This window comes from Duganella sp. Dugasp78, assembly GCF_059491455.1.
The window spans coordinates 6,374,260-6,401,112 of sequence record NZ_CP168506.1; the positions used below are offsets into that span (position 1 = coordinate 6,374,260).

The window sequence follows — 26,853 nt, forward strand, 5'->3', positions numbered from 1 at the left end:
CGGCGACGGCTAAGCTCTTCAACCCACACGGATTTTGGAACCTATGGATATCAAATGGCTGGAAGATTTTCTGAGTCTGGCTCAGACGCGCAACTTCTCGCGCTCGGCGCAGGAGCGCAATGTGACGCAGTCCGCGCTCAGCCGCCGTATCCGTGCGCTGGAAGCCTGGGTCGGCGCCGATCTGGTCGATCGCAGCACCTACCCGCTGATCCTGACGCCCGCCGGCAAGCTTTTCAGCAGCTCCGCCACGGACGCCATGCGCCTGCTGAACGACGCGCGCTCGCTGTTGCGCATCGAAGGCAAGGACGAGAACATGCTCAGCATCTCGGCCGGCCACACGCTGTCGCTGAACTTCCTCCCCAATTGGCTGGGCGCCATCGAAGCGCGGCAAGGCCAATTGCGCACGCGCGTCCTGCCGGCCAACGTGCACGATTCGGTGCTGTCGCTGGTGGAAGGCAATTGCGATCTGCTGTTGTGCTACTACCACTCCGACCTGCCCATCGAACTGGATCCCGCGCGCTTCGAATTCGTCAATCTCGGCAGCGAGATCGTGATGCCGGTCTCCATCCCCAAGCGCAGCGGCTTCGCGGCCTTCCCCCTGCCCGGCAACCGCCTGGCGCCGACCTCGCACCTGGCGTACACCGCCGGCTCCTTCTTCGCGCGGGTGGTCGAGCGCATCGCCGCGCGCGTGGATCAGCCCTGCTTCCTGAGCAATACCTACGAATCCGACCTGGCGGAGTTGCTGAAGACGATGGCCTTGTCCGGCCTCGGGCTGGCCTGGCTGCCCGAGAGCTGCATCAAGCGCGAACTCAACGAAGGCAAACTGGTGGCCGCCGGCGGCGAGCAGTGGAATATGACCATGGAGATCCGCCTGTTCCGCGCGCTGGACAACCGCAAGCCGGCCTTGCAGCGCCTGTGGGAGACGCTGAAGCAATCCTGAAGCGGCGCGCTTGCGCCAGCAAGGCTTGCATTCCCGTATGGAATGAATGTATGCCGAATCAGCATAAATACCAGGCATCGCGTCTCTAGAATTACTTCCATCAGCCGCACCTCAACGCGGCATCGGCGAAGTCCAATTCAAGCAAGGAGAGACAGCATGACCACGGCAACGGCAACACGAATAGAACACGACCTGCTTGGCGAACGCGCCGTGCCCGAAGATGCGTATTACGGCATCCACACATTGCGCGCGCTGGAAAACTTCCCGATTTCCGGCACGCCCATTTCGCAATGGCCAGGCCTGATCGTCGCGCTGGCGACGGTCAAACAGGCGGCGGCCCTGACCAACCACAAGCTCGGGATGTTGAGCGACGTGCATCTCGACGCCATTGTCGCCGCTTGCCGGCAAATCATCGACGGCCAGTTTCATCAGCACTTCGTGGTCGACATGATCCAGGGCGGCGCCGGCACCTCCACCAACATGAACGCCAACGAGGTGATCGCCAACCTGGCACTGGATCTACTGCAGCAGCCGCGCGGGGCCTATGATGTGCTCCATCCCAACGAGCATGTGAATCTGAGCCAGAGCACCAATGACGTCTACCCCACCGCGCTGCGACTGGCGACCTATCGCGCGATGGATGATTTGATCGCGGCGATGGAAGTGCTGAAACTGGCGTGCCGCGCCAAATCCATTGAGTTCGCGGATGTCATCAAGATGGGACGCACCCAGCTGCAGGACGCGGTACCCATGACCCTGGGCCAGGAGTTTGCCACCTATGCCGTGATGCTGTCCGAAGACCAGGAACGCCTGTGCGAGGCCGCGATGCTGATGTGCGAGATCAACCTGGGCGCCACGGCCATCGGCACCGGCATCAATGCCCATCCCGATTACGCCAGGCTGGTGTGCGCGGCGCTGCGCCAGGTCAGCGGCGCACCGCTGTCGACCTCGATAGACCTGATCGAGGCGACCCAGGACGTGGGCGCCTTCGTCCAGCTGTCCGGCGTACTGAAGCGGGTGGCACTGAAGCTGTCGAAGATCTGCAACGATCTGCGCCTGCTGTCGAGCGGACCGCGCTCCGGCTTCGGCGAGATCAACCTGCCGGCCATGCAGGCCGGCTCCAGCATCATGCCCGGAAAAGTCAATCCCGTGATTCCCGAGGTGGTCAATCAGATCGCCTTTGAAGTGCTGGGCAACGACGTTACGGTCAGCTTCGCCGCCGAGGCCGGCCAGCTGCAGTTGAACGCTTTCGAACCCATCATCGGCTACAGCCTGTTCAAGAGTATCAGCCACCTCACGGCGGGATGCACCCTGCTGGCGACGCGCTGCATCAATGGCATCACCGCCAATCGCTCCGCCCTGCAGGCGAGCGTGGAAAGATCCATCGGCCTGGTGACCGCATTGAATCCCTACATCGGCTACGAAGCCGCCACGCGTATCGCTCAACTTGCGCTCAGCAGCGGCCGTGGCGTGGCGGAACTGGTCGTCGAACAAGGCCTGTTGACCGAATCCGAGCTGATTCAACTCTTGCAGCCCGCCCAGTTGACCAGCCCCCGGCTGTCGCCGTTGGCCGCAGCGACGGCGCGCTAAGCCGCCCTACCCGATTGTCTTGACGGACAGGCGCCCTGGCGGGCGCAGGGGGACGCGCACGCCTGTCATCCGTCCTTTCTCATCTTTTTATAACAACGTTTCAAAACTGGGAGAACACATGAAATCACAAGCCACCTGCCTCGCGCTCATCGCATCCCTTTGCGGCATCGCGTCGGCGCAGTCCAATGTCACCATCTACGGTATCGCCGACGCCGGCCTGGTACGCGAAACCGGCGGCGCCGCCGGCAGCGTCAGCCGCGTGAGCAGCGGCGTGGGCTCCGGCTCCCGCCTGGGCTTCAAGGGCACGGAAAATCTCGGCGGCGACGTCAGCGCATTCTTCCAGCTGGAAAATGGCTACAACATCGATACCGGCAGCGCCGGCCAGGGCGGGCTGCTGTTCGGCCGCCAGGCCTTCGTCGGCTTGTCCACCAAATACGGCGCCATTTCGCTGGGGCGCCAGTATTCGCCGCTGTACACCACGTTGCGCGATGTCGTGGACCCGTTTGAAATCGGCTTGGCCGGCAACGTCACCAACATCATTCCGGGCAACACGCGGGTCGACAATATGGTGGAATACAAGACGCCGCGCTACATGGGCTTTGCCGCCGACCTGGCTTACGGCGCGGGCGAAACCGCCGGCGACAGCAGCAAGAACCGCACCCTGGGCGCGGCGCTCAGCTACGTGGACGGCCCGCTCAACGTGACGCTGACCAACCACATCAAGGAAAACGCCGACGCCAGCGACGCCTCGCGCTACAGCCTGGCCGTGGTGAAGTACAAGGTCGGCGCATTCAGTGTGGACTACGCGCACGGCATCACCCACGGCCTGGCCGGCGCCCGCGGCAAGGACGATGTGCTGGGCGGCACCTGGTCCAGCGGCGTGCACACCGTGCTTGCTTCGTACATCCGTCACAATGATCAAACTGCCGCCAACAAGGACGCGCATCAGTGGGCTGCAGCTTATCTGTACAGCTTATCCAAGCGGACCGACCTTTATCTGAGCTACGGCCATATCAACAACCGCAACGGCGCCAGCTATACGGTGGGCAATGGCACGGATGCGGGGACCGGTAACACTGGCACCGATATCGGCATCCGTCATCGATTCTGATTTTCCTGCGCTCCGGACGACCCCGCCAAGCCTGGCGGGGCGGCCTGGTGGAACACCAGCTCCTCGACCCGTCTTCCGTTGCACAAGTGGTCATCGATGATGCGGTCCATGTTCTCGGGCGTGACGTTGTAGTACCAGGTGCCGTCAGGCTGCACGCAGACGATGGGGCCGCCCTTGCAGGCGGCAAAACACCCCACCCTGCTACGCTTGACGCGCAACTCGCCGGCGTCCAGCCCCGCAGCCTTGAACTTGGCGCCCAGGCTGTCGAACAGCGACTGCGATACGCCGTCTCCGCTGCAACGCGGGCCGGTGCAGATCAGCAGATGACGATGGTAATGGCCGATCTTCGGCTTGACGACGGCTTCACTCATGCTTCGCTCTCCTCGCCAGTGACCGCTTCAGCCTCTACCGGCTCGTTCAAGGTATCGCGGATGTAGTCGGCCGGCAGGCGATGGCGCGCCGCCAGCGTGGCGATGCTGTCGCCGGCCGCGTGCTCGGCATGCAGCGTTTCCAGCCAGCCCAGCAGGCCTGTGGACAGCGAACGGCCCGCGCGCTCGCCCTCGCGCGTGGCGCCTCCCTCCTCCATGTCGTACTTGTTGGCATAGCCGCGCGGCGTGACCATCAGGCCATGCCGCACGAAGGTGTTGCTGTTGCCGATCAGGACGGTGCTGAGCATGCCGATGTCCGCGTCCGCCATCGAGTCCAGCGTGGTGAAGACGATGTTCTGGCGGCGGCGATACCCGCTCTTGACGATGGCCACCGGCGTATCCGCACGGCGGTGGCGCAGAAACAGGCGCTGCGCCTCCAGGATCTGGCGCGTGCGGCGGCCGCTCTTCGGGTTGTACAGCGCGACGACGAAATCGGCGCTGGCCACCGCGTCCAGGCGGCGGGCGATGGTCGGCCACGGCGTCAGCAGGTCCGACAGCGAAATCGCGCAGAAGTCGTGCGTCAGCGGCGCGCCGACCAGCGCCGCGCAGCTGTTCAGCGCCGAGGCGCCGGGGATGATCTCGACCTGCACCGCATCGTCCGGCGTCCAGCCGGACTGGAACAGCACCTCGAACGTCGGCCCGGCCATGCCGTACACGCCCGCATCGCCGGACGAAATCAACGCCACCTTCTTGCCCGCGCGCGCCGCCTCCAGTGCGCTGACGGCGCGGTCCAACTCCTCGGTCATGGACTTGCGGATGATTTCCTTGCCTTCGATAAGATCCGCCACCAGCTTGATGTAGGTGACGTAGCCGATCACCACGTCGGCTTCGGCGATGGCGTCGCGCGCGCGCTTGGTCATGTGGTCGACACTGCCGGGGCCTATGCCCACCAGCATGATCTTGCCGGCGGTCGGGACGTATGCTTCGTTCATGGTTGTTTCCTTGCGATGGAGACGGTGGCATTGCGGCCATCCGCGCCCCTGAGTTTATGTTTTTCGATGACCAGCGCGGTCATCGGCGTATTCGGTCCCGCAGCCAGCAGCGCCGCCGCCTCGCTCACCGACGGCGTGCCGGTGTAGCGGCGCACGGTTTCGGACGGGTGCGGCACCTCGACGGCGGCCAGCTCCTGCGCTTCGTAGAAATGCAGCGGCCAGCCGTTTTCCGCAGCCAGTGCCAGCAGCGCAGTCTCGTCCTTCTTCAAGCTGATGCTGGCGGCCGCCACGACCTGCCCGGCATGCGCGCCTGCAGCCGACAGCGCCGCCTGCATCGCCTCGCGCATGGTTTCCAGCAGCACGCCGCGGTCGCAGCCCAGGCCGACGGTGAACTGCGTCATGCCGCACTTTCAAGCGGCGGACGATAGACCACCAGGCGCTCGGTCAGCGCCTCCCAGCGCTCGGCCGGAACGTCGGCGTGCGTGACCCACAGCAGCGCCGCGTAACGCTCCAGCGGCACATCGTCGAAGCGCGCAAAGCGGTGGATGTTGTCCGGAACCGGCGTGGGACGGGTCCACCAATCCGGGCTGCCCGCTTCCTGCACGAAGGCGATCGCTTCGCCGTTGACCACATGGGCGGAAACGCGCGTGACGTTGATCTTGGGCGCCTCGACCTTCCAGCCCAGGTGGCGGCCCAGGATATCGACCGGTATCGTGCGGCCGACGTCGGACGCGGTGGTCAGCACGGGCGCCGCGCCCAGCAGGTCGGCCACGCGCTCGCTCCATTCGTTGGCGCCGCCGACGTGGCCCGACAGCACCGGAATCACATACTGGCCGGCGTCGTCGACGACGATGATGCCAGGGTCCTCGTCCTTGCTGCGCAGGTGGGGCGCGATCAGGCGCACCACGGCGCCCAGCGAAACGAAGAAGATAATCTGATCGTAGCCGGCGAACAGCGGGCCGATCTCGTCGCGCAGGGCGCCGTCGTAGGCGCGCACGGTGTTGTCCACGCCGGCAAACGCGGCGGCGAATTTGGCCGAGGTGCAGATGGCGGCTTCCGGCAGATCGGCGGCCAGGCGTGCGGCCTGCGCGGCGCCGTGCTTGGTGATGGCCACCAGGCATACGCGTGGTGCTTCGGTGGTGACAGGTGCGCTGCTCATAGGGTCTCCAGGGACAAGGGTTGAGGGCTGTCCTTCTTCAAGCAGCCCTTGATGCGTTCACCGCGGATGCGGTGCGCGTGTTTGACGATCAGCAGCGACAGGTAGCTGACCTTTGTGCCGCGCAGGGCGAGGATGTCGTGGCCGCTGAAGCGGCGCTCGTCGGGTGCGCCGACGCGCTCGATGAAGTGCGCGCCTGCCAGCAGCTCGCGCCGTTCGAGCCAGTCGATCAACTCATCCATCAAAGGCTTCACCTTCATCAGCACCAGCGTGTCGAAGTCCGGCAGCAGGCGCTCGACCGCGCTGACGCCGTAGGCGGCGGGCACGATGGCGACCGTGTCGTCCTGCTCGGCGAACGGCACCGGCACCTGCGCGCAAGCGGCGGTGAAGGCGTTGACCCCGGCGACGATCCGCACCGGCACGCCGGCGTCCAGCGCGTTCACCGTGCGGGCCAGGTGGCCGAAGGTGGCGTAGGTGCTGGCGTCGCCTTCGACCAGGAACAGCACGTCGCGGCCGGCGCGCAGCCATGGCAGCACGGTGTCGGCGGCCTTGAGCCACGCGCGGCCGAGTTTTTCGCCGTCGTGCGTCATCGGGAACAGCAGCTGCGTATGCTGCGCGGGCGGCGTCGCGCCGGCGCGCTGCACGATGTCGAACGCGTAGCTGGGCGTCTTGCCGCTGCGCGCCGGGTAGACCCAGATCGTATCGCGGCGCTGCAGCGCTTCCCACGCGGCGCGCGTGATCAGGCCGGGATCGCCGGGGCCGAGCGAGATTCCCCACAGGGTGCCTGGCTGGATCGACTCACTCATCGCCGGCCTCCCTGTTGGGCGCATCGGCACGGCGCGCGCAGACTATCCACACCGGGTTTTCCGCCGCCATGCGGTGCATGTGCAGGATAGGTTTGCTGCGCGCGGCCTGCAGTTGCAGCACATCCCAGTCGACGCCTTCCAGCGCCTGCAGCGTGGCAGTGGCGGTGGCCAGGTTTTCCAGCGTGACGAAGTTCATCACCAGCACGCCGCCGGCGCGCAGGCGCGACATCACGCCGCCGATCAGCGCCGCCAGCTCGCCGCCGGAACCGCCGATGAAGACCGCGTCCGGGTCCGGCCAGGCGTCGAGTCCCTCCGGCGCCTTGCCGAGGTACAGGCTGTAGTTGCTGACGCCGAAGCTGGCGTGGTTCTGGCCGGCGATGGCGAAATCCGCCTCGTTTTTTTCAGTCGCATACACGTGGCCTTGCGGGCAAAGCCGCGCCGCCTCCAGGCCCACCGAACCGGAACCGGCGCCGATGTCCCACACTACGCTGTCGGCCCGCAGCTGCAGGCGCGCCAGGCTGACCGCGCGCACTTCCTGCTTGGTGATCAAGCCTTTCTCCGGCTGCCGCTGCACGAACTGCGCATCGGCCAGGCCAAAGCGCACCGGCCGCGCGGCCGGCGTCACGCGCCACAGCAGCACCACGTTGAGCGCGGCGAAACGCATCCCGGCCGCCTGCTGCGGCGTCAGTTCCGCCACCACACGTTCTTCCGGTTGCAACAGGTTTTCCGCCACCGCCATCAGGAAATCCTCGCCCAGCCCCTCGGCCAGCAGCAGGCGGGCGATGCGGTCGGGGCTATTGTCAGGGCTGGTGAGCACCAGCAGACGCGCATGCTGCCGCACGGCCTGCGCCAGCGCATACAGGCCATGGCCGGGCACACTGCCGCGCTGCCATTCGCCGGCGTCCCTGGCGTGCACGGAGACGATGCGGGCGTCCTGCCACGCCAGGCCGATGCGTGCACAAGCCAGTTGCAGCGTCGACAGGTTAGGCAGGATTTCCAGCGCTTCCACGCACAGATGCTGCGCCAGGTAAGGCGCAATACCGTGGCACAGCGGGTCGCCGGTTGCCAGCACTACGCAGGCCAGGTGGTCGGCGCGCGCGGCGCGCACCCATTCCGGCACTTCCTTCAGTTTGCCGGTGAGGTCGTGGCGCACGGCGCGGGGCTTGAACTCGGCCGCCAGCAAGGCCAGCGTGCGCGTGCCGCCGATAATCACGTCGGCGCTGCGCAGCAAGGCCAGCGCGGTCTGGCTCAAGCCGGCGACGCCGTCGTCGAGCACACCGATCACACGGCAGCGGTTGGGGTCTTGTATTTGCATAGTCAGGATTCCGGTAAATGGTCGATGCCGGTGCGGCCGGCGCTGGCCGGACGTTCGTGGCGTTCGGCCGGGGCCGACCAGACGTCGGCCACTTGTACGCCGCTGAAGTCGCACACCAGCACGCGCAGCTGGAAGGCGCGGCCGTAACGATCGGGCGCGGTGAGGGTATCGATGGCGGCTTGCGCCAGCGCGGTATGGAAGGCGTCACCGAGGCCGCGTTCGACCATCAGCTCGGCGCCGAAGCGCGCGGTTTCGGCGGCCGCCATGGCGGCGCAGTCCTCCGGCGTGGCGCCGATGCGGCGGGCGATGTCGGCCACCAGGTCGGTATCGACTTCGCTGCGATTGGCGTGGGTGATGGTCTCGCCCTGCGCGATCTTGGTCAGCTTGCCGACCATCAGCGCCAGCACCACCAGGCCGATACCTTGTGCCACCACCTCGTCGAGGGCGTAGCGCAAGAAGTCGCCCATCTGCACGAAGCAGGCGGACGGCAGCTCGGCGCGCTCGGCGCGCAGCGTGGTCATCGCGAAGGTTTCGCTGCGGCCGCCGGTGGTCAGCGCGACCATGTCGTAGCCGGCGGTGGCAGCCACCTGCACGCCCTGCACCACGCTGGCTCGCCAGGCGGCCGTCGAATACGGCTTGACGATGCCGGTCGTGCCTAGAATGCTGATGCCGCCCAGGACACCAAGGCGGGCGTTGGTGGTCTTCTTCGCCATCACCTGGCCGTCCGGCACGCTGATGGTCACTTCGATGCCGTCTTCGGCCAGCAGCGCAGGCGCGGCCTCGCGCAGGTTATCGGCGATGTTACGGCGCGGTACCGGGTTGATGGCCGGCCCGCCCACCTCCAGGCCCAGGCCTTTCATGGTCACCGTGCCGACGCCGTCGCCCGCCACGTAGGCGACGACACCCGCCTGGCCGCGCAGCCGGCGCAGGTCGACCGTCATGTGGGCGCCGTCGGTGCAGTCAGGGTCGTCGCCGGCGAACTTGATGACCATGGCGTGCGCGCGGTCCGCTTCGCAGCGGCCGTCGTGAATAGCGAAACGCACCCGGCTGCCGTTGGGCAGCAGGCTTTCGATTTCCTCCGGCACCCGGCCGTGGGCCAGGCCCAGCACCGCCGCGCGGGCGGCGGCGGCGGCACAGGCGCCGGTGGTGAAGCCGGTACGGGTGCCGCGTTCGGCAGCCGCTTTTTCCTTCATGCCTGGACCTTTTGACGCGCTTCCGCCAGCGACAGCAGCGCATGCAGCGCCGCCACCACCAGCGTCGAACCGCCTTTGCGGCCGCGGATGACGATCCACGGCACTTCGTCCAGCCCTGCCATCAAGTCCTTGGACTCGGCGGCGGAGACGAAACCAACCGGCATGCCGACCACCAATGCGGGACGTGCGCCCTCCTCTCGGATCAGGCGTACTAGTTCGATCAAGGCGGTGGGTGCGTTGCCGATACCGACGATGGCCCGATTCAGCAAGCCTAGGCGGTGCGCCTTGCGCATCGCCTGCACGGCGCGCGTGGTGTCTTCGGTCTTGGCCGTTTCAATGACGTCGGCGTCGCTGATGAACTGGTGGGTCTTCATGCCGAAGTGGCGCAGGCGCGGTTGCGACAGGCCGGAGCAGATCATCTCGACATCCGCCACCACCGGCGTGCCGCTGGCCAGCATGGCGGCGACGCCTGCTTCCACGGCGTCCACGTGGAAGTCGGTCTGGCCATTGAAGTCGAAGTCGGCGTTGGCGTGGATCATGCGGCGTACGATGGGCCATTGGGCCTGGGTGTAGGCGTGCGCGCCGACTTCGGCGTCGATGATGGCGAAGCTGTCGTGCTCAATGACCTGGCCGGCACGCGTCAACTGTTCGGTAACGGTGTTCACGGTGCTCATGCCGGCTGGACCTCATGGTGGACATGTTCGTGTTCGTGCGGGTGGGTGTGCGCGTGCGTATGGCCGTGGCCCAGGTCGTGCGCGATCTCGCGATAGCTGCAGCCATCGCAAGGCAGGCGGCTATCGGGCACGCCGGCGCGCAGGTCTTCCACGCGCTGGTCCATCAGCTCGAAGATTTCCGTCTCAAAGCCGAAATGCTCGCCGCAGACAAAACGCACCTGCGGATACTGGCCGCGCAGGTGCTCCACCTGACGGTGTATGCGCTGCATCAGCGTGCCGGTGTACAGGTAGTACGGCAGCACCACGACCTGACGCATGCCCAGCATAACCTGGCGCTGCACCACCTTCTCAAGGCGCGGCCAGGTGATGCCGGTGAACGCCAGGTCGACCAGTTCGTGGTCGCCCTCCTCCAGCAGCCAGCGCGCCATCTTGGCCATTTCGCCGTTGGCGCCGCGATCGGACGAACCGCGCCCCAGCACCACCACGCCGGTGGTGGTTGGATCGGGCATGTCCAGCGCGTTCATGCCCTTGCGCAGGCGGCGCTTCAGGATCGCCAGGACAGGGTCGCAAGCGGTCAAGTGCGGCGCCAGCACGATCTCGGTCTGCGGACAGGCCGCGCGCACCTGCTCGATCGCTTCCGGAATCTCCATCTTGACGTGGCCGGCCGCGTTCAGGATCAGCGGCACCACCAGCACGCGGCGCGAGCTGCGCGCGACGCCCAGCAAGGCTGCGTTCATTTCGGGCGGCGCAAATTCGATGAAGCACAACTCGATGCGCCAGCCCGGACGGCGCGCGCGCCATTGCTCCGTGAATTCGCGTATCTCCTGGTTGCCGGAGTCCTCGCGGGAACCATGGCCGACAATCAGGATCGTCTCGTGGGGTACTGGGTTCATGCGCTCGCCTTTCTGAAACGATGGGTGAAGGTTGGGTCATACAATTTGGAGCGCGCCAGGGTTTCCCAGTGCAGCGCGCCCAATGTGGGGCTGGCGACGATCATCGCCTGGCTTGCGATACCGGCCTCCCGGCAGCGCTGCTTGATGTCGGCCAGCGTGCCGCGCACAATTTTCTGTTCGCCCGGCCAACTGGCCTTGTGCACCACCAGCATCGGCGCGTCCTCGGCCCAGCCGGCGGCGCGCAGTGCGGTCTCCACCTTGTGCATCAGGGTGATCGACAGGAAGATGCAGATCGTGCTGCGGTGCGCAGCCAGGCTGGCGAGGTCTTCGCCGTCGGGCATCGGCGTGCGGCCCTCGACGCGCGTGAGGATCACGGTTTGCGTCACCTCCGGCAGCGTCATGGATTCGCCGGCCGCCGCCATCGAGGCCATGGCGGACGAGACGCCCGGCACCACCGACCATTCGATGCCGGCATCGCTCAACGGGCGCGCCAGCTCGATCAGCGCGCCATACAGGGCGGGATCGCCGGTCTGCAGGCGCACCACCGTGGCGTGGCTGCGCGCCTGGTCGATCAGCCATGCGGTCATCTCTTCCAGCGTCATGTCCTTGGAGTCGCGAATGGCGCAGCCGGGCGGCGCGTACAGCGTCACGGCGCGGTCGACCAGCGAGCCGGCGAACAGCACCGCGCCCGCTTGCGACAGCAGTTTCTGGCCTTTGACGGTGATGAGCTCCGGGTCGCCGGGGCCGGCGCCGACAAACCATATTTTTCCGAAGTTGGTCATGCAGTACTTACTCCTGATTGTTTAAGTGCGCGCAGCGCCTCCAGCAGCGTGTCGACGCTGCGTGGCGCCGGGCCTTCCGGCAGCACGCCGAGGGCGACCAGTTCCGCGTGCAGCGCCAGCGCGGCCGGCGGACGCTGGCCGGCGGCGTGCAGCATGTCGGTCCGCGCCGCCAGTTGCTGCGCGGGGCCGGAGGCGATGCAGCGGCCGGCCGCCATCACGTGGATGTCGTCGGCCCAGCCCAGCGCGAAGTCGATATCGTGGGTCGACAGCAGCACCGTCACGCCGTGCGTCGCGAGGCGGTCCAGCAGTGCTGTCAATTCGGTTTGCATGGGGGCGTCGAGACCGGCCATGGGTTCGTCCAGCAGCAGCACCTCCGGCTCCATCGCCAGCACGCCGGCGATGCAGACGCGCTTTTTCTGGCCGAAGCTCAGTTGGTGCACGGCGCGGCGCGCATGACCGCGCAGGCCGACGGCGTCCAGCGCCGCAGCCACGCGCACGCGCACTTCGTCCGGCTGCAGGCCAAGGTTCAAGGGGCCGAAGGAGACGTCTTCCTCGACCAGCGCGGAGAACAGCTGACGGTCCGGGTTCTGGAACACCAGGCCTACGCGGCTGCGCAGCGCGGTCATTCCGCGGCGGCTGTAGTCGAAGGGCTGGCCGTCGACGCGCAGCGTGCCGGCGGTCGGGCGCAGCAGGCCGTTCAGGTGCAGCAGCACGGTGGTTTTGCCGGCGCCGTTGGCACCCAGCAGGGCGTAACGGCGGCCGCGCTGCAGCGCCAGCGTGCAGTCGCGCAGGCCGGTGCTGCCGTCCGGGTAGACGTGGTCGACGGCCAGCAGTTCCAGTTGCGACGTGCTCACCGGCGCGTTCACAGCTGATCCCCCACGGCGATCGCCAGCATCAGCATGCCGGCCAGCGCGGCCCACGCCTGCTGACGCCGGGCCAGCGGATAGGCGGTCGGCAGGAAGCGCAGCGTGCCCTGGTATCCACGTGCGGCGGCGGCCATTTGCAGGGCGGCGGCGCGCTGCCACACCTGCACCGCCATCTGCCCCGCCAGCAGGCCGGTGGAACGCCATGCCTGGCGCCAGTTGCGATAGCCGAGGCGCGCGCTCTGCGCGGTGATGCTTTCGTCCCATGCCTGGCGCATGACGAACAGCATGCGGTAGCACAGCACCATCAGGTCGAGCAGCAATTCGGGCGTGCGCAGGCGCCGCAACAGGTGGAGCAGGTCCGGCAGCGGCGTGGTCAGCACGAGGCCCAGCAGCGCGGCCAGCATGGCGAGCGAGCGCAGCGCCGTATGTTCGACCGTGGGCAGCATGGCGCTGGTGTAGCCCCAGTCGCCACGAGCGTCTGGGCCGACGAGCATGGTCAGGCAGGAGAGCAGCAGGAAGCCGAGCGGCGGCAGCGCAACTTGCAGGTAGGCGCGCGGGTTCACGCGCGCACCGAGCAGCGCGGCCAGCATCGGCAACGCCGCCAGTACGCCCAGCGCGGCGGGACCGCGCGCGAGCCAGGCCGCGACGATGCCGGCCAGCGCAAACAAGGCCTTGGCCGACGGCGCCACATCGCGCCAGCGGCTCGCATACGCGGACGATTCAATCAGCACGATGATCCCGGGACGGCACGGCCGCAGCCTGCCGGCGCGCGCGTTCGCGGGAAACGGACAGGCCGAGCCAGAAGCCGATCACGCCGGCACCGATAGCCGCCTGCAGCGCGAACAGCAGCGAGGCGATCTCCGGGCTGGCCGGCGCGAAGACCGGCGCGAACCACGGCTGATAGCCGGGCGCGATGTCGCCGATGGCCCGCTGTGCACGGTCGTCGGCGCCGGCAAAGAGCGCGGGCGCGTCGGCGCCGGGCGCCGCCGGCGGCGCGCTCGCCAGCCACAGCGGCAGCACCGTCAGCAAAACAATGGCCAGCCATAGCAAGCAGGTACGGGCCCTCATGCGCCCTCCTTCCGAGCGCCCAGGCGCATCACCGGCAGCGCACGCAGCTCGTGGGCGTTGAAGCGCACCATGGCGTTCACCACCAGCACCGTCAGCAAACCTTCGCTGATGGCGATCGGCACCTGCGTCAGCGCGAAGATGCCGGCGAACTTGAAGAACGACACGCCAAAGCCGCCTGCGGCTGCAGGAAACGCCAGCGCCAGTTGCGCCGAGGTGGTCATATAGGTCGCCAGGTCGCCGAGGCTGGCGGCCAGGAACACCGCCACGGAGCGCGACAGGCCCAGCGCGGCCACGGCGCGCAGCACGCCATAGGAGACGAACGGCCCGACGATCGCCATCGAGAACACGTTCGCGCCCAGCGTGGTCAAGCCGCCATGCGCCATCAGCAGCGCCTGGAACAAGAGCACGACAAAACCCACCGGCACCATCGCGGCCGGGCCGAACAGCGCGGCGCCCAGCCCGACGCCGGTGGGGTGCGAACAACTGCCCGTCACCGACGGCAGCTTGAGCGCCGACAGCAGGAACGCGAACGCGGCGGCCACGCCCAGCAGCATGCGCCGCTCGGGATGTGCCTGCAGGTCGCGGCCGACGGAGCGCAAGCCCCAGGCCAGAAAAGGTAAGGAAACGGCTGCCCAGCCAAGCGCGTGCGCCGGCGGCAAAAAGCCTTCCATGATGTGCATTCGAGATCTCCCGTCGAATGGTCTATATGGACACCAGACAGAAGCGAGAGAGGACGGTCGACAGGAGCGCGGACGGAAAGCCGGTCGACAGCGGCTTCCCTTTACCCCGGAGAATGGTGCTGGATTTTTTGGGCCGGTATTCTGGCTCGCCTTCATCCTTCTCCGTGTCTTCCCGCGTGTTACGGCAGTGACGTGATGACGGAGTCGTCTGGCTTACAGCAGCGGGGGCTGCGCCGGAATTTCACCGGCTTCCCGTTTAACGCCATTCCCGCAGGGGGTTTGGCGCACCCAATGTTGCATATTACATCAACATGCCAAACATACCAAGCAAAACCCAAATCGTGCGGCAGCCGGTATCATGCGCGCTGGAACCTCTTCAAGGAAATGCCATGACAGTGCTGGGAAAAGTTTATTTGATCGGAGCGGGGCCGGGCGCGGCCGACCTGATTACGGTGCGCGGCGCCCGCCTGCTGGCGCAGGCCGACGTGGTGCTGTACGACGCGCTGGTCACGCCGGAGATGCTGGCCCTGTGCCCGCAGGCGCAGCTGATCTCCGTCGGCAAGCGCTCCGGCCAGCGCTCAACCGCGCAGGAGCTGATCAACCAGCAGTTGGTTGAATCGGCCCAGCGCCACCGGACGGTGGTGCGGCTCAAGGGCGGCGACCCGATGCTGTTCGGCCGCGCCGACGAGGAGTTGCGCGCGCTGGAAGCCGAGGGCATCGACGTCGAGGTCGTGCCGGGTGTCACCACCGCGCTGGCCGCGGCCGCAACCACCAAGCAGCCGCTGACACGGCGCGGCGTGGCCCGCAGCGTAGCCTTCTTCACCTCCAGCACCGCGCCCGACGAACCGGCGCACCCGGCACTGCCGGCAACCGACACGTTGGTGCAATACATGGGCGGCCGCGAAGCCATCGCCACCGCCACCCGCCTGCTGGCCGAGGGCCGCCGGCTGGATCTGCCGGTGGTGGTGGTGGAAAATTGTAGCCGGGCCGACCAACGTATTCTGCGCCTGACGCTGTCGGACCTGGCCGACGGGCTGGAGGTGGCGCACGGGCCGGTGCTGGTCATGATCGGCGAGGCGCTGCAACAGCGCGTGCACCAGACAAGTTGAATTGAAAAAATCCGCGCCCCAGTCGCTCCAGCCTGTCCTGGCATTCCTGTGGGCGCGCCACTGTCGCCGGATTATGCGATGGCCGTGCTGTCATCAGATGCTTCTCTTTTCTGATGCTCCGCATCGCTTATATGTCGGTGAAATGGAATAGCTTTGCTGGCGTATCGTGCAGTACCACGCTGCGCTCGCTCTTTAACGGTAGCAATTGTTCCAGTTGCCGCCTTTGTGCCCCGTACCGCACCGTGCTTTCAAACAAGGTATGTGGCCAGTCGCTTCCCCACAGCAAGCGCTCAACGCCGAAATGCCGCTGCAACAGAGGCATCGCGGCTAGCGCGGTCGCCTCGCCGCGGCCGGCCGGGCCGTTACGATAGGCAGCTGAAAGCTTGACCCACACCTGGCGCGACGCCCCCAGCGAAAGCAGGTAATGAAAGCCCGGATCATCCACGCCCAGTGTCGCGTCGGGACGACCGAAGTGATCAACCACCACATTGACACCGGCCGCCAGCAGCGGTTCCAGCACCGACCTCAAACCCGCCGCCACCTGGTGCACCTCGACCTGCCAATCGCGCTGGCGTATCTGCTCCAGCAGCGCGCGCCAGCCGGGGCTGTCAAAGTCCGGCGTGGGCAGGCCGATCAGGTTCAGCCGGATGCCAACCACCCCCGCCTGCTGCATTTCATCCAGCTGCCGCGCCGTTACGCCTGGCGCCACCACGGCGATGCCGCGAAGCCGGGCCGGATGGGCCCGCAACACGTCCAGCATGTAGCTGTTGTCCAGCCCCAAAAAGCTGGGCTGCACCAGTACCCCGTGGGTCATCTGATTGGCATCCAAGGTGCGCAGATAGACTTCCGGTGTGGCGTCGTAGCCGGCAGGAGCGCGGCGCGGATCCGGCATCGGTAAGCTGTGCAGGAATACATGGGCGTGGCAATCAATAGCAATCATGGAGTCGGATCTTTGTGTTCTTGGGGTAGTAGCGCATCCGGACAGCGATGCAAGCGCCATCCCAGCAGAGAGGCTCATCAAGCTCACGTTGAAATCGCGGCGCGTTATCACGGCGCCACCCCAGCCTTCGTTGCGCGGGCGGACGGCTTGCTCGCCTCCCCATCCATCTGCTTGCCCATGGTCTCGGGTAGCATCAGCACAGTCAGCACCACCACGCCGTAGGCGATGGCGGCGTCGATGCCGATCGCCGCCCCCAGCGGCATGGACTTGCTCATATAGCCAACCAGCACCGGAAAACCAGCCGAGGCAATGCGACCGAAGTTATAGCAGAAGCCGACGCCGGCGCCGCGTATCGGTGCCGGGTACAGTTCGTTGAACAACGCGCCCAGACTGGCCGGGATACCGGCCGCGAAGAAGCCCAGCGGGAAGCCAAGGAACAGCATCGCCATATTGCCGAGCGGGACCAGCAGGTAGATCAACACGGTGATGGTGGAGCAGACCGCGAACAGCGCGACATTGCGGCGCCGTCCGATGCGGTCCAGCAGTTGCGCGCTGGCGATGCAGCCCATCCAGAACGCAACGATGATCACTGCCAGGTAGCCCCCGGTACCAAGCACCGACAGATGGCGTTCGGTCTTCAGATAAGTTGGTAGCCAGGTCATCAGCGCGTAGTAGCCGCCGTGCGCGCCCATGCCGAGCAGGCTGCCGATCACCGTGATCTTCAACAGTTTAGGCGAGAAAATACCGATCAGGGGCACCTTGTCCGCTACCGGCGCCACCGCCGCCAAGGCCTTGGCCGGCTCCTTGATCGAGCGGCGCACATACACCACCAACAGCGCAGGCAGCAGGCCGAGCATGAACATCACACGCCATGCCATATCCGGCGTCAGCCAGGAGAACAGCACGGTGTAGAGGATCACCGCCGCTCCCCAACCCACCGCCCACGCGCTTTGCACCGTACCCATGGCCTTGCCGCGATGCTCGCTACGCACCGTTTCCGCCATCAGTACCGCACCGGCCGCCCACTCTCCGCCGAAGCCGAAGCCCTGCAGCGCCTTCAGCACGATCAGTTGCGGGAAGGTCTGGGCAAAGGAGCACAGGAAGGTGAAGACCGAGAACCACAGGATGGTCAGTTGCAGGGTACGTACCCGGCCGAGACGGTCCGAAATGGCCCCGGTGATCCAGCCGCCCAGCGCCGAGGCGACCAGCGTGGCGCCGCTGATCATGCCCGCCTGCGTCTTGTCGAGGCTGAACGCGGCGATCAGCGCCGGGATAGCCAGGGTGAACATCTGCACATCCAGCGCATCCAGTCCCCAGCCGCTGAAACAAGCCCAAAACGTCTTGCGCTCCTGCGCCGACACTTGCCGATACCAGTTAAACATTGCCATCTCCTCGGTTCTATTCATATAAACATATATATGTTTGTATGAATAGTAGTCCGCATGTCGGACGATGTCAACCAGCACCAATGGACTGGCGCACGATATCCGGCTAAAGTGCTACACATCCAGTTCTATAGTCCTATACATCAATGAAAAAATCGACCCTCCTCGCCGCCGATGACCGTCTGCCGCTGTATCAGCGCGTGCACGACGACATGCTAGCCAGGATCTCCAGCGGCGAGTGGCCGACCAGCGTGGCGATCCCCACGGAAATCGAGTTGACCAAGCACTACGGCGTGGCCATCGGCACCTTGCGCAAGGCGATCGACACGCTGGTGGCTGACGGCATGCTGGAACGCAGCCAAGGCCGCGGCACCTTTATCCGCCGCCCTAGTTTCGACGCCTCGCTATTCCGTTTCTTCCGCCATCAGATGCGCGGCGAGCAGCACCAAGTACCGCGCAGCCGCATCCTGAAACGCACCCTGACAGCGCCGCCGGCTGCCGTGGCCGCAGCGCTGGACCTGCAAAAAAAAGCACAAGCCATCCGCCTCGACCGCTTGCGCCTGGTTGATGACAAGCCGGTGCTGCTGGAGGAAATCTGGCTACCGCAGATAGAGTTTGCGGCGCTGATGAAGATCGCGCCGGCCGATTTTCCGGATTTGCTGTACCCGCTTTACGAAACGCTGTGCGGTAAAGTGATTGCGTCGGCCGAAGAGACCTTGACGGTAGATTCGGCTGGCAACCACGATGCCGAGCTGATGGGCATCCAACCCGGGAAACCGGTGGTGGTGATCGAGCGGCTGGCGCTCGGCTACGACCGACGCCCGCTGGAATGGCGCCGCTCGCGCGGACCTGCGGAAGGCTTCCGCTACCAAATTGAGATTCGTTAGGAAAACCTGCCGCGAATTGAGCAGGCTATCTCTTGTAAGCGCCGCAATTTACAAAAACATCCTCGTATTTTTCAAAGTACGTTGTTTTCTCTTCTAACGCCTTCGTAACGGGATTGGGCCAGGTATAGTTACTCCAGCCGCTGTCTTTCGTCTTCAGCAGATCAAGGCGTTCGCGCATGTAGAATTTGCCGTTCACATCCCTTAATTCCGCCAGCGATTTGCCAACAAGTTTGGGATTTGCACCATGCGCGAGGTTTTTCCCTGTCATGTCGAATACCGTAATGTACAAATCCCGATCGACGAACCGCCCCTTTCGGGTATTCACTTCAGCCAAGGCTTGCTCCTTGCCGTGCTCTTTCATAAAGCTAATGAATGTCTTGACCAAGGACTGAGCTTCCTCCGGAGTGCCGTGTTCATTGGCAGAGAATGCAAGTTGCACCATTCCGAAACCCATAACGAACACGATCAATTGCACAAATTTCTTCATTTTCTTCTCCATTAATTGAAAAATCCGACGCCCGGTCCTGGTGCCATAAAGGCAGTTTGCATCAATCAGGCGAGGAATACAATTCAAGAACGGCAAAGGCGTCTAATGGTGCCAGTGCATCGACTATACTGATCGTCAGCGGAGGCGCGCAGTGCTGAGAATAATTATCTTTACAATATCAGTTTTGTGTCTCGATTCTGAGGCCAGGGACTTGAAATTTGTGGGACAGGAGTCTCCACCGTTCAATTCAACGGTGGCGGGATCTTATGACGGAGCAATGGTTGAGATTACTCGTACCATCTGCGTGCGGCTTGGACATCGCTGTTCGTTCAACAGCGTGCCCCTGCTTAGGGCGTTGACGGAAAGCCGGACGGGCCGCGTCGACGCCGTGCTCGGCCTGCTATACAACGACGAGCGCTCGTCATTCCTGACGTTTAGCGCCTCCATCGTAGTGGCCAGGGTGGCGTTCGTCGGTAATCCCGGGGCCAGTCCAGTGCGCAACGAAAGCGATCTGGAGGGCTACACCGTGGCGGCGGTGCGTGGCTCAACGACGCTGCGCATGCTGCAAGACAAGGCCAGCCGGATACCCAAGATCAGGGTGATCGCCGAAACCGATATTGTCACCTCCGTACAAAAGCTGCGTGCCGGACGCTATGGCGAGAAGGGCGTCATCTTCGGCACCGAGATCATGCTGGCGTCTGTCGCGGCGGCGCTGGACATCCCGACCGTTCCGGTGTTGATCGCCGAAAAGCAGGTGTTCCGTATCGGCTTTTCAAAAAGACTGGAGCCCGCTGTCGTAGCCGATTTCAACAGTGAACTACAGCAACTGCGTAAATCTGGCGAGTTGGCGCACATCGCCAAGAAGTATGGTCTCGACGTGGAATAGCGCCAGTGGCCCAGGGTCTCGTTGATATCACGAAAATTGTCCAGATCCAGCATCAGCAAGCCGACGCTGCCGCCCGCGCGTTCGGCCCGAGCGATTGCCCGGGCCAGGTGGCTGCGAAAATGAAGCCTGTTCGGCAGGCCGGTCAGCGCGTCGTGGTTGGCATGAAATGTCAGTTGGACCTGGTAAGCCCGTAAGCGAGTGATGCCGCGCGCAATGCTCACCATGCGACGGCTGCCCCGGTTCAGCACGCGCGAGCGCACCATGGCAGGCCAGCCCTGATGCAGGTCGAAGGCGATTTCATCCTCGATCATGGGACCGCCCCCCGTTGCGCCAGTTCGTCCTGTAACAATCGGTAGCTGTCGTTGAATGGTGCTGGGCGACTCGACCTCGCTGCGCACGCTGCCCTGCACTTACTGCAGCGTCTGACGCTGAAAGTCCCGCAGAGTGTCAACCGTGCCGCGCAGATTGGCAGGACAGTCGTCGACGATCAGGATCGTGGCTGTGCCATGCGCCACGACCAGCGGCGTTGGCACGGCATAGTCCACGCGCGCCTTGCTTAATGTATTCATTTGCTGATCTCCACTCAAAACAGCGCGGCACCAAACGGTGCAGGCTTTTGAACAGTGTGACGGACCACCGGCCTTTTTCATCTCTAATCTCGTCATTGATAGGAGGCGCATATCGCGCCCCACCCGGTTGACTTCCTGCGCCTATTAGGCGTCCCCCTCCAAATTGCCCCCTCACACATTTTTTTCTCGCTTTCACTTTAAAAACAGATTAGACTGTTTGTAAATTACAGTTAAGAAATTTCCTGAAGACGCCCTTACTTCAATTGAAAGACTAGTTATGAAGAAAATTTTTAGTTCCGAACTTAATCAGGAATTCAGCCGACGCCATGCGTTGCTGGTTGACCGCTTGCGCGAACTGGGCATAGACCAATACCTCGTCACCCAGACAGACAGCATCTATTACCTGACCGGCGCCTCGTTCGAAGCGCTGGAACGGCCATTTTTTCTGCTGATCGGTGCCGACGGCGAGGCCAGAGGGCGCCAATTGCTGGTGCCGATGCTGGAACTCGAACACTTGAAAAAATGCTGGGGCATCGCCCCGGAGAATGCCCGCACCTACCAAGAGTATCCCGCTCCGGTGGGAGCCGGTTGGCAGGACGGTTTGTTTGGTTGCGAAATGTTGGCTCCCAACTTTGCCTTTGAAGACAGTGCGCCGCAATCGATGGCGGCCTTGCTGATAGCGGCCGGCGGCCAGGCGCTCGATCTGGTGGGTGAGCTGCGGATGGTGAAATCGGATTGGGAAGTCGGGCAGGTCGAGCGGGCTGCGGCCTATGCGGACTGGGGCGTGGAGCGCATCCTGAACAGCGCTTACCGCGGGGTGACTGTGGCGGAAACCTATGCTGCAAGCCAGCAGTTGCTGCGCAAAATCGTCAGGGAAACGCCGGACTGGGATGCCTTGGCCACCAAGGTGATCGGTGCCGCTTGGCCCGCCCCTGTCAGTGCCGAACCGCACTCTATCCCACCGATAGGCATGCAGCTGGAACGAGGCCCGCATGTGGCGATGGTGCTGACCCGCGTCAACGGCTATGCGGCGGAGAGCGAGCGCACCTTCTTCACAGTGCCACCCTCGGCCCAGGAGCGTGAGTTGTTCCGGCTGATGGAAGAAGCGCGCAGGCTCGCTTTTTCGATGGTCCGGCCAGGAATGCACTGCGCCGAAATCGACGAGGCGGTCAGTAGTTTCCTGGCGCAAGCCGGCTATGGCAATTACCACACCCGTCTGCACCGTTGCGGCCATGGCTTCGGCCTGGGCAATCACGAAGCGCCCTGGATTGCCGCAGGCAGCACCCATGTGCTGGTCAAGAACATGCTCATCTCTATCGAACCGGGCCTCTACTTTCCTGGTGTCGGCGGTTTCCGTCACTCCGACACCGTGCTGGTGACCGAGAACGGGTATCGCCGGTTAACCCGCGTGTCAAACGCGCTGCCAGATTTGATCCGCACGCGCACCTCTCTGTCTGCGCGCTCAATGGGCTGGCTGGTGCGGCGAAGCCTGGGATTGGGCAGAAACAGCGAAAAACAATAAAGCGGTACAACCAGATTCTTGTGAAAGATACGTATGAAAATTGCCGATGGCCCTCTCCTGATGCACCCCAACGACCTTCCCTTCGCCGCCCTGCAGGCAGAAGTCCTGCGCGATCCCAGCCAGTTGCGCTCGGCAATCACGGCCGCGTATCGCAAGGATGAACAATCCGCTGTCCAATGGCTGCTATCGCACACTCGAAATGGTGAACTGGAAGCCCAACTGAAGGCCCGCGTCCTGGCCACGCACCTGGTGACTACTGTGCGCGGGAAACGCACCCGTTCGTCCGGCGTGGACGCCCTGATGCAGCAGTTCGCTCTGTCGACGGAAGAAGGCGTGGCGCTGATGTGCCTGGCCGAAGCGCTGCTGCGCATTCCCGACAGCGCCACCGCCAACCGCCTGATCGCCGACAAAATCAGCAAGGGTGATTGGCGCAAGCACCTGGGCGAATCGCCTTCGCTGTTCGTCAACGCGGCCACTTGGGGCTTGCTAATCACCGGCAAGCTGGTCTGCCCAAGCAGCGAAACCGGCCTGGGCTCGGCGCTGACCAAGCTTATTTCCAAGGGTGGCGAGCCGCTGATCCGCAAAGGCGTGGATCTGGCGATGCGTATGTTGGGCAACCAGTTCGTCACCGGCCAGAGCATCGATGAGGCCATCAAGAACGGCCAAGCCAACGAGGCGCGCGGCTATCGTTACTCCTACGACATGCTGGGCGAAGCGGCGCTGACCGAGGCCGACGCCAAGAAGTACTAAGCGTCCTACGAAACCGCGATTCACGCGATCGGCAAGGCTTCGAACGGCCGCGGCATTAAGAACGGCCCCGGCATTTCGGTCAAACTGTCGGCGCTGCACCCGCGCTACAGCCGCGCCCAGCGCAGCCGCGTGATGGAAGAACTGCTGCCGCGCCTGACCGCACTGATTAGTCTGGCTAAGACATACAACATCGGTCTGAACATCGACGCCGAGGAGGCTGACCGCTTGGAATTGTCGCTGGACCTGATGGAGGCGTTGGCATTTGATCCGTCGCTGGCTGGCTTCGACGGCATCGGCTTTGTGGTGCAGGCTTATCAAAAACGCTGCCCGTTTGTGATTGACTACCTGGTCGACCTGGCTAGACGCAGCGGCCGCAAGTTCATGGTGCGGCTGGTGAAAGGCGCTTATTGGGATGCCGAAATCAAACGGGCCCAGGTGGATGGTATGCCGGGCTTCCCGGTGTATACCCGCAAGGTCTACACCGACGTTTCTTATCTCGTCTGCGCCCAGCGCCTGCTCGCTGCGACGGATCTGATTTATCCGCAGTTCGCAACACACAACGCGCAAACGCTATCCACGATCTACACCTGGGCCAAGCACGACGGCGTCACCGATTACGAATTCCAGTGCCTGCACGGCATGGGTGAAACCATGTACGACCAGGTGGTGGGGGCTGACAAGCTAGGTAAGGCTTGCCGGATCTACGCGCCGGTCGGCTCGCACGAAACCCTGCTGGCATACCTGGTACGCCGCCTGCTGGAAAACGGCGCCAACTCGTCCTTCGTCAATCAGATCGTCGACGAGCGCATTCCAGTCGATGCGCTGGTCCAGAATCCGTTGACCTTGGCGCGCGAGCTGCACGGCAGGCCGCACCCGGCGATCAAGCTGCCGCTGGAAATGTTTGGCGACAAGCGAAAGAATTCGCGAGGCCTGGATCTATCGAACGAAGACGTGCTGCGCGAAGTTGCCGCTTCGCTGGCGAAGCCACGCAGTTGGACGGCTGGTGCGTTGCTCGCCGTTGACGCCAGCGCAGGCCTCGCTGCGCTGGCGGTGGTGAATCCCGCCCGCAAGGATGACGTGGTGGGCCATGTCATCGAAGCGAATGTCGTTGACGTCGATGCCGCGCTGACCTGTGCCAGTCAATTCGCGCACACATGGCAACTCACCGAACCATGTGAACGAGCCGCTGCGCTGAGCCGTGCTGCCGACCTGTTCGAAGCGCATATGCTGGAACTCATGGCGCTGGCGATCCGCGAGTCGGGCAAGTCGCTGCCGAACGCGGTCGCCGAAGTGCGCGAAGCGGTGGACTTCCTGCGCTACTATGGCGCCCAGATCCGTGGCTCGGCCACCAGCCAGGCTCTTGGTCCGGTAACTTGCATCAGTCCGTGGAACTTCCCCTTGGCGATCTTCACCGGTCAGGTTGCCGCTGCGCTCGCGGCTGGCAATGTAGTGGTGGCCAAACCCGCCGAGCAAACTCCTCTGATCGCCCACCGCGCTGTGCAGTTGTTGCATGAAGCAGGTATTCCACGCGCTGCGCTGCAATTTCTGCCGGGCCGGGGGGAAGTCATCGGGGCTCGTCTGTGCCAAGATAGCCGCGTGAAGGGCGTGATCTTCACTGGCTCGACGGAAGTCGCCCAACTGATCAACCGTACTTTGGCCAAGCGTATCACGGCAGAAAATACGGACATTCCGCTGATCGCCGAAACCGGTGGCCAAAACACCATGATCGTCGATTCGTCCTCGCTGCCGGAGCAGGTAGTTATAGACGCAATTTCTTCCGCTTTCGACTCCGCCGGTCAGCGTTGCTCTGCGTTGCGCGTGCTGTTCCTGCAGGAAGAAATTGCCGACAAGACGATCAAGATGCTGCTGGGTGCGATGCAGGAGCTGAAGCTGGGTTCGCCAGACCGTCTGGTGACCGATATCGGTCCAGTCATCGATACCGAAGCCCAGCAGAAATTGCTTAAGCATATCAAGAACATGCAGGAATGCGCGAAGGCAACCTTTTCACTGACGGCTCCTGGCGGGGATCAGGGTACATTCGTGCCGCCGACCGTGCTGGAGATCGGTTCGCTGGATGAGCTCACCAACGAAGTTTTCGGCCCAGTCCTGCACATCATTCGCTACAAGCGTTCCGAGCTGCCGACAGTGATTGAACAAATCAATACCAGCGGTTACGGTCTGACCCTCGGTATCCATTCGCGCATTGATGAAACCATCGATTTCATCGCCTCTCGTGCTCACGTCGGCAACATCTATGTGAACCGTAATATCGTCGGCGCCGTCGTCGGCGTGCAGCCGTTCGGCGGCGAAGGCAAATCGGGCACCGGCCCGAAAGCCGGCGGTCCTCTGTACCTGAAGCGCCTGCAGAAGGGCGTGGTGTCGGACGAACTTCACAACCACCAAGTTTTTCCGGCGGCTCAAACACTGGCCGGGTGGGCGAAAGTACAGGGTCAGCATCTACTGTTAGCGCAGATCGTGCGGTATGCGCGCACGACCCCAGCCGGTACAGTGATTGATCTGCCGGGGCCAACTGGAGAGGTCAATACACTGTCCTATTCGCCACGCGGCTCAGTTGCCTGCCTGGCTGCCAATCGCAAGGTACTCGTGCAGCAGCTGGCAGCCGTCTTTGCGACCGGCAATTCGGCTGTGGTGGTGCATGGTGAGACCCTGCTGCCAGCTGACTTGCGATTGTCCTTGCAAAACCGCATCCAGTTTGTGGGGAATGTCGCCGACCTTAAGGAGCATGTGCAAATCGTGTTGGTAGACTCCATGCTTGGCTCCGGCATCCGCGAACAGCTGGCGGCACGCGGAGGAGCCCTGGTTTCAGTGATTGATACCACCGAGAATGGGGAAATCCCATTGTGGCGACTGGTCGTAGAGCGCGCGCTATGCGTGAATACTACTGCTGCTGGCGGAAATGCCAGCCTGATGACGCTGGGCGGCTAGGTGTTATAAAAGCTCTGAGGTGCGGGATCATCCGAGAACCAGCACAATCACGGCATGGTGAAAATCCCAATCGGAAACAACCATTTATGATGGTTATGCTCTTTCGCTATGCCGGCATCACGCTGGTCAGTATCATGCTGGCGGCGCTAGCGCTGTACGCTCCGGCAAGCCGGGCGGCGGGCGCAGCGCAACCTTGGGCCGGCATGGCCCACACCGCATTCCGCCACCAGACCGAAACCTCCTTTAGCTTTGGCACCGTCTTTGCGCAAGACCGTACCAGATTTATCTGGATGGGCAGTCAAAACGGATTGGCACGCTGGGACGGCCTGCGCATGCGCCGCTATATCGGCAACGCCAGCATGCCGGGTTCCCTACTCGACAGTTCATCATTTCCCTACACGTAGACCGCGAGGGACGTCTGTGGGTCGGTACCAACGGCGGCGGGCTGGAACGCTTCGATCCCGTGCACGATGCCTTTGTCACGATCGGCGCCGGTGCCGCAGCATGGTGTTGGCGTAGCCGACGTTGCGCACGTCCGAAATAGTCGTGCTCTCCGTGTTTAAGTACCAGTCCTTGCGCCGTAAAGGACAAACTGTCGCGTACTTGGCCGTGGCCTGCACGCCGAAGTCGGAGTCCACGCCGGTGCGGAAATCCGTGCGGGCGCCTGCGGCCTGACTGAGGCGGGCGAACTCCGCCTGGTCGGTATTGGTCTTGGTCAGCGCTCCCGTCCCAAAGCCGCTGATGGTGATCGGCAGGTTGTCCTGCGCATTCGCGGTCGAGGCGATCGCGCTGAGCACTGCCAGCGCCATCAGCGATTTATGCCCGCAACGACTGGTTGCATTGTTGTGCGCCAAGGCACGCATTGCAAGCTTCGTTTGTGTCATCGTTTCCTCTCCACGGTGTCTACGTCGCGCTTGAAAAATGTTTTCATAACCAGC

Annotated in this window: 28 protein-coding genes, 2 pseudogenes and 1 riboswitch; of the genes and pseudogenes, 10 read left to right on the top strand and 20 right to left on the bottom strand. The window is 63.9% G+C overall.

The genetic code is table 11. The annotated features are described in order from the left end of the window. The first annotated feature begins 43 nt into the window (after positions 1-43). From ACEN9O_RS28225 to ACEN9O_RS28235, 3 genes are all read left to right on the top strand, one after another. Positions 44-940 (top strand): LysR substrate-binding domain-containing protein, encoded by an 897-nt coding sequence (locus ACEN9O_RS28225; protein WP_495615105.1) that lies wholly within the window; start codon positions 44-46, stop codon positions 938-940. Between the two features lie 156 nt (positions 941-1,096). Next, positions 1,097-2,530, top strand: coding sequence for an aspartate ammonia-lyase (locus tag ACEN9O_RS28230; protein ID WP_495615106.1), 1,434 nt, complete (start codon positions 1,097-1,099; stop codon positions 2,528-2,530). A gap of 118 nt (positions 2,531-2,648) precedes the next feature. Beyond that, the gene (locus tag ACEN9O_RS28235; protein WP_495615107.1) at positions 2,649-3,641 is read left to right on the top strand and encodes a porin; all 993 of its coding nucleotides are present in this window, start codon (positions 2,649-2,651) and stop codon (positions 3,639-3,641) included. Here the strand turns inward: ACEN9O_RS28235 and ACEN9O_RS28240 are convergent. The 14 genes from ACEN9O_RS28240 to ACEN9O_RS28305 are packed head-to-tail and all read right to left on the bottom strand — an operon-like array spanning position 3,629 to position 14,434. Next, a complete protein-coding gene (locus ACEN9O_RS28240) occupies positions 3,629-4,012 on the bottom strand; it encodes a (2Fe-2S) ferredoxin domain-containing protein (RefSeq protein ID WP_495615108.1) in 384 nt (127 codons plus the stop codon). The genes ACEN9O_RS28235 and ACEN9O_RS28240 overlap by 13 nt on opposite strands. Beyond that, a complete protein-coding gene (gene cobJ / locus ACEN9O_RS28245; protein ID WP_495615109.1) occupies positions 4,009-5,001 on the bottom strand; it encodes a precorrin-3B C(17)-methyltransferase in 993 nt (330 codons plus the stop codon). Before cobJ ends, ACEN9O_RS28240 begins: the two co-directional genes overlap by 4 nt. Beyond that, a complete protein-coding gene (locus ACEN9O_RS28250; RefSeq protein ID WP_495615110.1) occupies positions 4,998-5,402 on the bottom strand; it encodes a cobalamin biosynthesis protein in 405 nt (134 codons plus the stop codon). The genes cobJ and ACEN9O_RS28250 overlap by 4 nt, the downstream gene beginning before the upstream one ends. After that, the gene (locus tag ACEN9O_RS28255) at positions 5,399-6,160 is read right to left on the bottom strand and encodes a cobalamin biosynthesis central domain-containing protein (protein WP_495615111.1); all 762 of its coding nucleotides are present in this window, start codon (positions 6,158-6,160) and stop codon (positions 5,399-5,401) included. The genes ACEN9O_RS28250 and ACEN9O_RS28255 overlap by 4 nt, the downstream gene beginning before the upstream one ends. Continuing rightward, positions 6,157-6,963 carry a precorrin-2 C(20)-methyltransferase gene (gene cobI / locus ACEN9O_RS28260; RefSeq protein WP_495615112.1) on the bottom strand — a complete coding sequence of 269 codons (807 nt, stop codon included), beginning with the start codon at positions 6,961-6,963 and terminating at the stop codon, positions 6,157-6,159. The genes ACEN9O_RS28255 and cobI overlap by 4 nt, the downstream gene beginning before the upstream one ends. Continuing rightward, the gene (cbiE, locus tag ACEN9O_RS28265; protein WP_495615113.1) at positions 6,956-8,278 is read right to left on the bottom strand and encodes a precorrin-6y C5,15-methyltransferase (decarboxylating) subunit CbiE; all 1,323 of its coding nucleotides are present in this window, start codon (positions 8,276-8,278) and stop codon (positions 6,956-6,958) included. The genes cobI and cbiE overlap by 8 nt, the downstream gene beginning before the upstream one ends. Positions 8,279-8,280: 2 nt before the next feature. After that, positions 8,281-9,471 carry a cobalt-precorrin-5B (C(1))-methyltransferase gene (locus ACEN9O_RS28270; protein ID WP_495615114.1) on the bottom strand — a complete coding sequence of 397 codons (1,191 nt, stop codon included), beginning with the start codon at positions 9,469-9,471 and terminating at the stop codon, positions 8,281-8,283. Beyond that, complete coding sequence (locus ACEN9O_RS28275) at positions 9,468-10,145, bottom strand: precorrin-8X methylmutase (RefSeq protein ID WP_495615115.1); 678 nt, start codon at positions 10,143-10,145, stop codon at positions 9,468-9,470. The genes ACEN9O_RS28270 and ACEN9O_RS28275 overlap by 4 nt, the downstream gene beginning before the upstream one ends. Then, positions 10,142-11,038: a sirohydrochlorin chelatase gene (locus ACEN9O_RS28280; RefSeq protein ID WP_495615116.1), complete on the bottom strand. Its 897-nt coding sequence runs from the start codon at positions 11,036-11,038 to the stop codon at positions 10,142-10,144. The genes ACEN9O_RS28275 and ACEN9O_RS28280 overlap by 4 nt, the downstream gene beginning before the upstream one ends. After that, a complete protein-coding gene (cobM, locus tag ACEN9O_RS28285; RefSeq protein ID WP_495615117.1) occupies positions 11,035-11,820 on the bottom strand; it encodes a precorrin-4 C(11)-methyltransferase in 786 nt (261 codons plus the stop codon). The genes ACEN9O_RS28280 and cobM overlap by 4 nt, the downstream gene beginning before the upstream one ends. Continuing rightward, positions 11,817-12,674, bottom strand: a complete 858-nt coding sequence (locus tag ACEN9O_RS28290) for an energy-coupling factor ABC transporter ATP-binding protein (RefSeq protein ID WP_495615118.1) — start codon at positions 12,672-12,674, stop codon at positions 11,817-11,819. The genes cobM and ACEN9O_RS28290 overlap by 4 nt, the downstream gene beginning before the upstream one ends. An 8-nt stretch (positions 12,675-12,682) precedes the next feature. After that, positions 12,683-13,417 carry a cobalt ECF transporter T component CbiQ gene (cbiQ, locus tag ACEN9O_RS28295; RefSeq protein WP_495615119.1) on the bottom strand — a complete coding sequence of 245 codons (735 nt, stop codon included), beginning with the start codon at positions 13,415-13,417 and terminating at the stop codon, positions 12,683-12,685. Then, positions 13,407-13,754: an energy-coupling factor ABC transporter substrate-binding protein gene (locus ACEN9O_RS28300; protein ID WP_495615120.1), complete on the bottom strand. Its 348-nt coding sequence runs from the start codon at positions 13,752-13,754 to the stop codon at positions 13,407-13,409. Before ACEN9O_RS28300 ends, cbiQ begins: the two co-directional genes overlap by 11 nt. Further along, on the bottom strand, positions 13,751-14,434 hold the full coding sequence (locus ACEN9O_RS28305) for an energy-coupling factor ABC transporter permease (protein WP_495615121.1): 684 nt from the start codon (positions 14,432-14,434) through the stop codon (positions 13,751-13,753). Before ACEN9O_RS28305 ends, ACEN9O_RS28300 begins: the two co-directional genes overlap by 4 nt. A 114-nt stretch (positions 14,435-14,548) precedes the next feature. After that, a riboswitch (cobalamin riboswitch) is annotated at positions 14,549-14,741 on the bottom strand. Between the two features lie 82 nt (positions 14,742-14,823). Between ACEN9O_RS28305 and cobA the strand changes: the two genes are divergently transcribed. Then, complete coding sequence (gene cobA / locus ACEN9O_RS28310; protein ID WP_495615122.1) at positions 14,824-15,543, top strand: uroporphyrinogen-III C-methyltransferase; 720 nt, start codon at positions 14,824-14,826, stop codon at positions 15,541-15,543. A 127-nt stretch (positions 15,544-15,670) separates the two neighbouring features. Here cobA and ACEN9O_RS28315 read toward each other — a convergent pair whose 3' ends face one another. Beyond that, entirely contained in the window at positions 15,671-16,594 is a 924-nt protein-coding gene (locus tag ACEN9O_RS28315; protein WP_495615123.1) for an amidohydrolase family protein, read from the bottom strand. Then, complete coding sequence (locus tag ACEN9O_RS28320) at positions 16,591-17,889, bottom strand: MFS transporter (RefSeq protein WP_495615124.1); 1,299 nt, start codon at positions 17,887-17,889, stop codon at positions 16,591-16,593. Before ACEN9O_RS28320 ends, ACEN9O_RS28315 begins: the two co-directional genes overlap by 4 nt. Positions 17,890-18,014: 125 nt before the next feature. Between ACEN9O_RS28320 and ACEN9O_RS28325 the strand changes: the two genes are divergently transcribed. Then, a complete protein-coding gene (locus ACEN9O_RS28325; RefSeq protein WP_495615125.1) occupies positions 18,015-18,755 on the top strand; it encodes a GntR family transcriptional regulator in 741 nt (246 codons plus the stop codon). A gap of 25 nt (positions 18,756-18,780) precedes the next feature. Here ACEN9O_RS28325 and ACEN9O_RS28330 read toward each other — a convergent pair whose 3' ends face one another. After that, a complete protein-coding gene (locus tag ACEN9O_RS28330; protein ID WP_495615126.1) occupies positions 18,781-19,242 on the bottom strand; it encodes a cache domain-containing protein in 462 nt (153 codons plus the stop codon). A 220-nt stretch (positions 19,243-19,462) separates the two neighbouring features. On the opposite strand from ACEN9O_RS28330, the gene ACEN9O_RS28335 reads away from it, so the two are divergent. Further along, complete coding sequence (locus ACEN9O_RS28335; RefSeq protein ID WP_495618551.1) at positions 19,463-20,128, top strand: substrate-binding periplasmic protein; 666 nt, start codon at positions 19,463-19,465, stop codon at positions 20,126-20,128. Between the two features lie 17 nt (positions 20,129-20,145). Here ACEN9O_RS28335 and ACEN9O_RS28340 read toward each other — a convergent pair. Together ACEN9O_RS28340 and ACEN9O_RS28345 are read right to left on the bottom strand one after the other, a co-directional pair. Then, positions 20,146-20,439 (bottom strand): annotated as a pseudogene (locus ACEN9O_RS28340) (diguanylate cyclase domain-containing protein); the annotation flags it as partial. Between the two features lie 99 nt (positions 20,440-20,538). Further along, positions 20,539-20,697, bottom strand: coding sequence for a hypothetical protein (locus ACEN9O_RS28345; protein WP_495615127.1), 159 nt, complete (start codon positions 20,695-20,697; stop codon positions 20,539-20,541). 277 nt (positions 20,698-20,974) lie between these two features. Between ACEN9O_RS28345 and ACEN9O_RS28350 the strand changes: the two genes are divergently transcribed. The 4 genes and pseudogenes from ACEN9O_RS28350 (at position 20,975) to ACEN9O_RS28365 (ending at position 26,459) form a co-directional block, all read left to right on the top strand. Then, on the top strand, positions 20,975-22,219 hold the full coding sequence (locus tag ACEN9O_RS28350; RefSeq protein WP_495615128.1) for a M24 family metallopeptidase: 1,245 nt from the start codon (positions 20,975-20,977) through the stop codon (positions 22,217-22,219). A 60-nt stretch (positions 22,220-22,279) separates the two neighbouring features. Next, positions 22,280-25,915 (top strand): annotated as a pseudogene (gene putA / locus ACEN9O_RS28355) (trifunctional transcriptional regulator/proline dehydrogenase/L-glutamate gamma-semialdehyde dehydrogenase). Positions 25,916-26,001: 86 nt separating this feature from the next. Beyond that, the gene (locus ACEN9O_RS28360) at positions 26,002-26,319 is read left to right on the top strand and encodes a hypothetical protein (RefSeq protein ID WP_495615129.1); all 318 of its coding nucleotides are present in this window, start codon (positions 26,002-26,004) and stop codon (positions 26,317-26,319) included. After that, on the top strand, positions 26,304-26,459 hold the full coding sequence (locus ACEN9O_RS28365) for a hypothetical protein (protein ID WP_495618552.1): 156 nt from the start codon (positions 26,304-26,306) through the stop codon (positions 26,457-26,459). Before ACEN9O_RS28360 ends, ACEN9O_RS28365 begins: the two co-directional genes overlap by 16 nt. On the opposite strand, the gene ACEN9O_RS28370 is transcribed toward ACEN9O_RS28365, so the two are convergent. Continuing rightward, on the bottom strand, positions 26,395-26,799 hold the full coding sequence (locus ACEN9O_RS28370) for a hypothetical protein (RefSeq protein ID WP_495615130.1): 405 nt from the start codon (positions 26,797-26,799) through the stop codon (positions 26,395-26,397). The genes ACEN9O_RS28365 and ACEN9O_RS28370 overlap by 65 nt on opposite strands. Positions 26,800-26,853 lie beyond the last annotated feature (54 nt).

What these genes read in the sequence shown, in the direction of transcription:
- ACEN9O_RS28320 (WP_495615124.1), bottom strand. Translation starts at nt 17,889, where the DNA reads ATGAATAGAACCGAGGAGATGGCAATGTTTAACTGGTATCGGCAAGTG.
- cobA (WP_495615122.1), top strand. Translation starts at nt 14,824, where the DNA reads ATGACAGTGCTGGGAAAAGTTTATTTGATCGGAGCGGGGCCGGGCGCG.
- cobJ (WP_495615109.1), bottom strand. Translation starts at nt 5,001, where the DNA reads ATGAACGAAGCATACGTCCCGACCGCCGGCAAGATCATGCTGGTGGGC.
- cobI (WP_495615112.1), bottom strand. Translation starts at nt 6,963, where the DNA reads ATGAGTGAGTCGATCCAGCCAGGCACCCTGTGGGGAATCTCGCTCGGC.
- ACEN9O_RS28300 (WP_495615120.1), bottom strand. Translation starts at nt 13,754, where the DNA reads ATGAGGGCCCGTACCTGCTTGCTATGGCTGGCCATTGTTTTGCTGACG.
- ACEN9O_RS28325 (WP_495615125.1), top strand. Translation starts at nt 18,015, where the DNA reads ATGAAAAAATCGACCCTCCTCGCCGCCGATGACCGTCTGCCGCTGTAT.
- ACEN9O_RS28230 (WP_495615106.1), top strand. Translation starts at nt 1,097, where the DNA reads ATGACCACGGCAACGGCAACACGAATAGAACACGACCTGCTTGGCGAA.
- ACEN9O_RS28250 (WP_495615110.1), bottom strand. Translation starts at nt 5,402, where the DNA reads ATGACGCAGTTCACCGTCGGCCTGGGCTGCGACCGCGGCGTGCTGCTG.
- ACEN9O_RS28270 (WP_495615114.1), bottom strand. Translation starts at nt 9,471, where the DNA reads ATGAAGGAAAAAGCGGCTGCCGAACGCGGCACCCGTACCGGCTTCACC.
- ACEN9O_RS28225 (WP_495615105.1), top strand. Translation starts at nt 44, where the DNA reads ATGGATATCAAATGGCTGGAAGATTTTCTGAGTCTGGCTCAGACGCGC.
- ACEN9O_RS28330 (WP_495615126.1), bottom strand. Translation starts at nt 19,242, where the DNA reads ATGAAGAAATTTGTGCAATTGATCGTGTTCGTTATGGGTTTCGGAATG.
- ACEN9O_RS28280 (WP_495615116.1), bottom strand. Translation starts at nt 11,038, where the DNA reads ATGAACCCAGTACCCCACGAGACGATCCTGATTGTCGGCCATGGTTCC.
- ACEN9O_RS28305 (WP_495615121.1), bottom strand. Translation starts at nt 14,434, where the DNA reads ATGCACATCATGGAAGGCTTTTTGCCGCCGGCGCACGCGCTTGGCTGG.
- ACEN9O_RS28350 (WP_495615128.1), top strand. Translation starts at nt 20,975, where the DNA reads ATGAAGAAAATTTTTAGTTCCGAACTTAATCAGGAATTCAGCCGACGC.
- ACEN9O_RS28255 (WP_495615111.1), bottom strand. Translation starts at nt 6,160, where the DNA reads ATGAGCAGCGCACCTGTCACCACCGAAGCACCACGCGTATGCCTGGTG.
- ACEN9O_RS28240 (WP_495615108.1), bottom strand. Translation starts at nt 4,012, where the DNA reads ATGAGTGAAGCCGTCGTCAAGCCGAAGATCGGCCATTACCATCGTCAT.
- ACEN9O_RS28345 (WP_495615127.1), bottom strand. Translation starts at nt 20,697, where the DNA reads ATGAATACATTAAGCAAGGCGCGCGTGGACTATGCCGTGCCAACGCCG.
- cbiE (WP_495615113.1), bottom strand. Translation starts at nt 8,278, where the DNA reads ATGCAAATACAAGACCCCAACCGCTGCCGTGTGATCGGTGTGCTCGAC.
- cobM (WP_495615117.1), bottom strand. Translation starts at nt 11,820, where the DNA reads ATGACCAACTTCGGAAAAATATGGTTTGTCGGCGCCGGCCCCGGCGAC.
- ACEN9O_RS28370 (WP_495615130.1), bottom strand. Translation starts at nt 26,799, where the DNA reads ATGACACAAACGAAGCTTGCAATGCGTGCCTTGGCGCACAACAATGCA.
- ACEN9O_RS28275 (WP_495615115.1), bottom strand. Translation starts at nt 10,145, where the DNA reads ATGAGCACCGTGAACACCGTTACCGAACAGTTGACGCGTGCCGGCCAG.
- ACEN9O_RS28235 (WP_495615107.1), top strand. Translation starts at nt 2,649, where the DNA reads ATGAAATCACAAGCCACCTGCCTCGCGCTCATCGCATCCCTTTGCGGC.
- ACEN9O_RS28360 (WP_495615129.1), top strand. Translation starts at nt 26,002, where the DNA reads ATGATGGTTATGCTCTTTCGCTATGCCGGCATCACGCTGGTCAGTATC.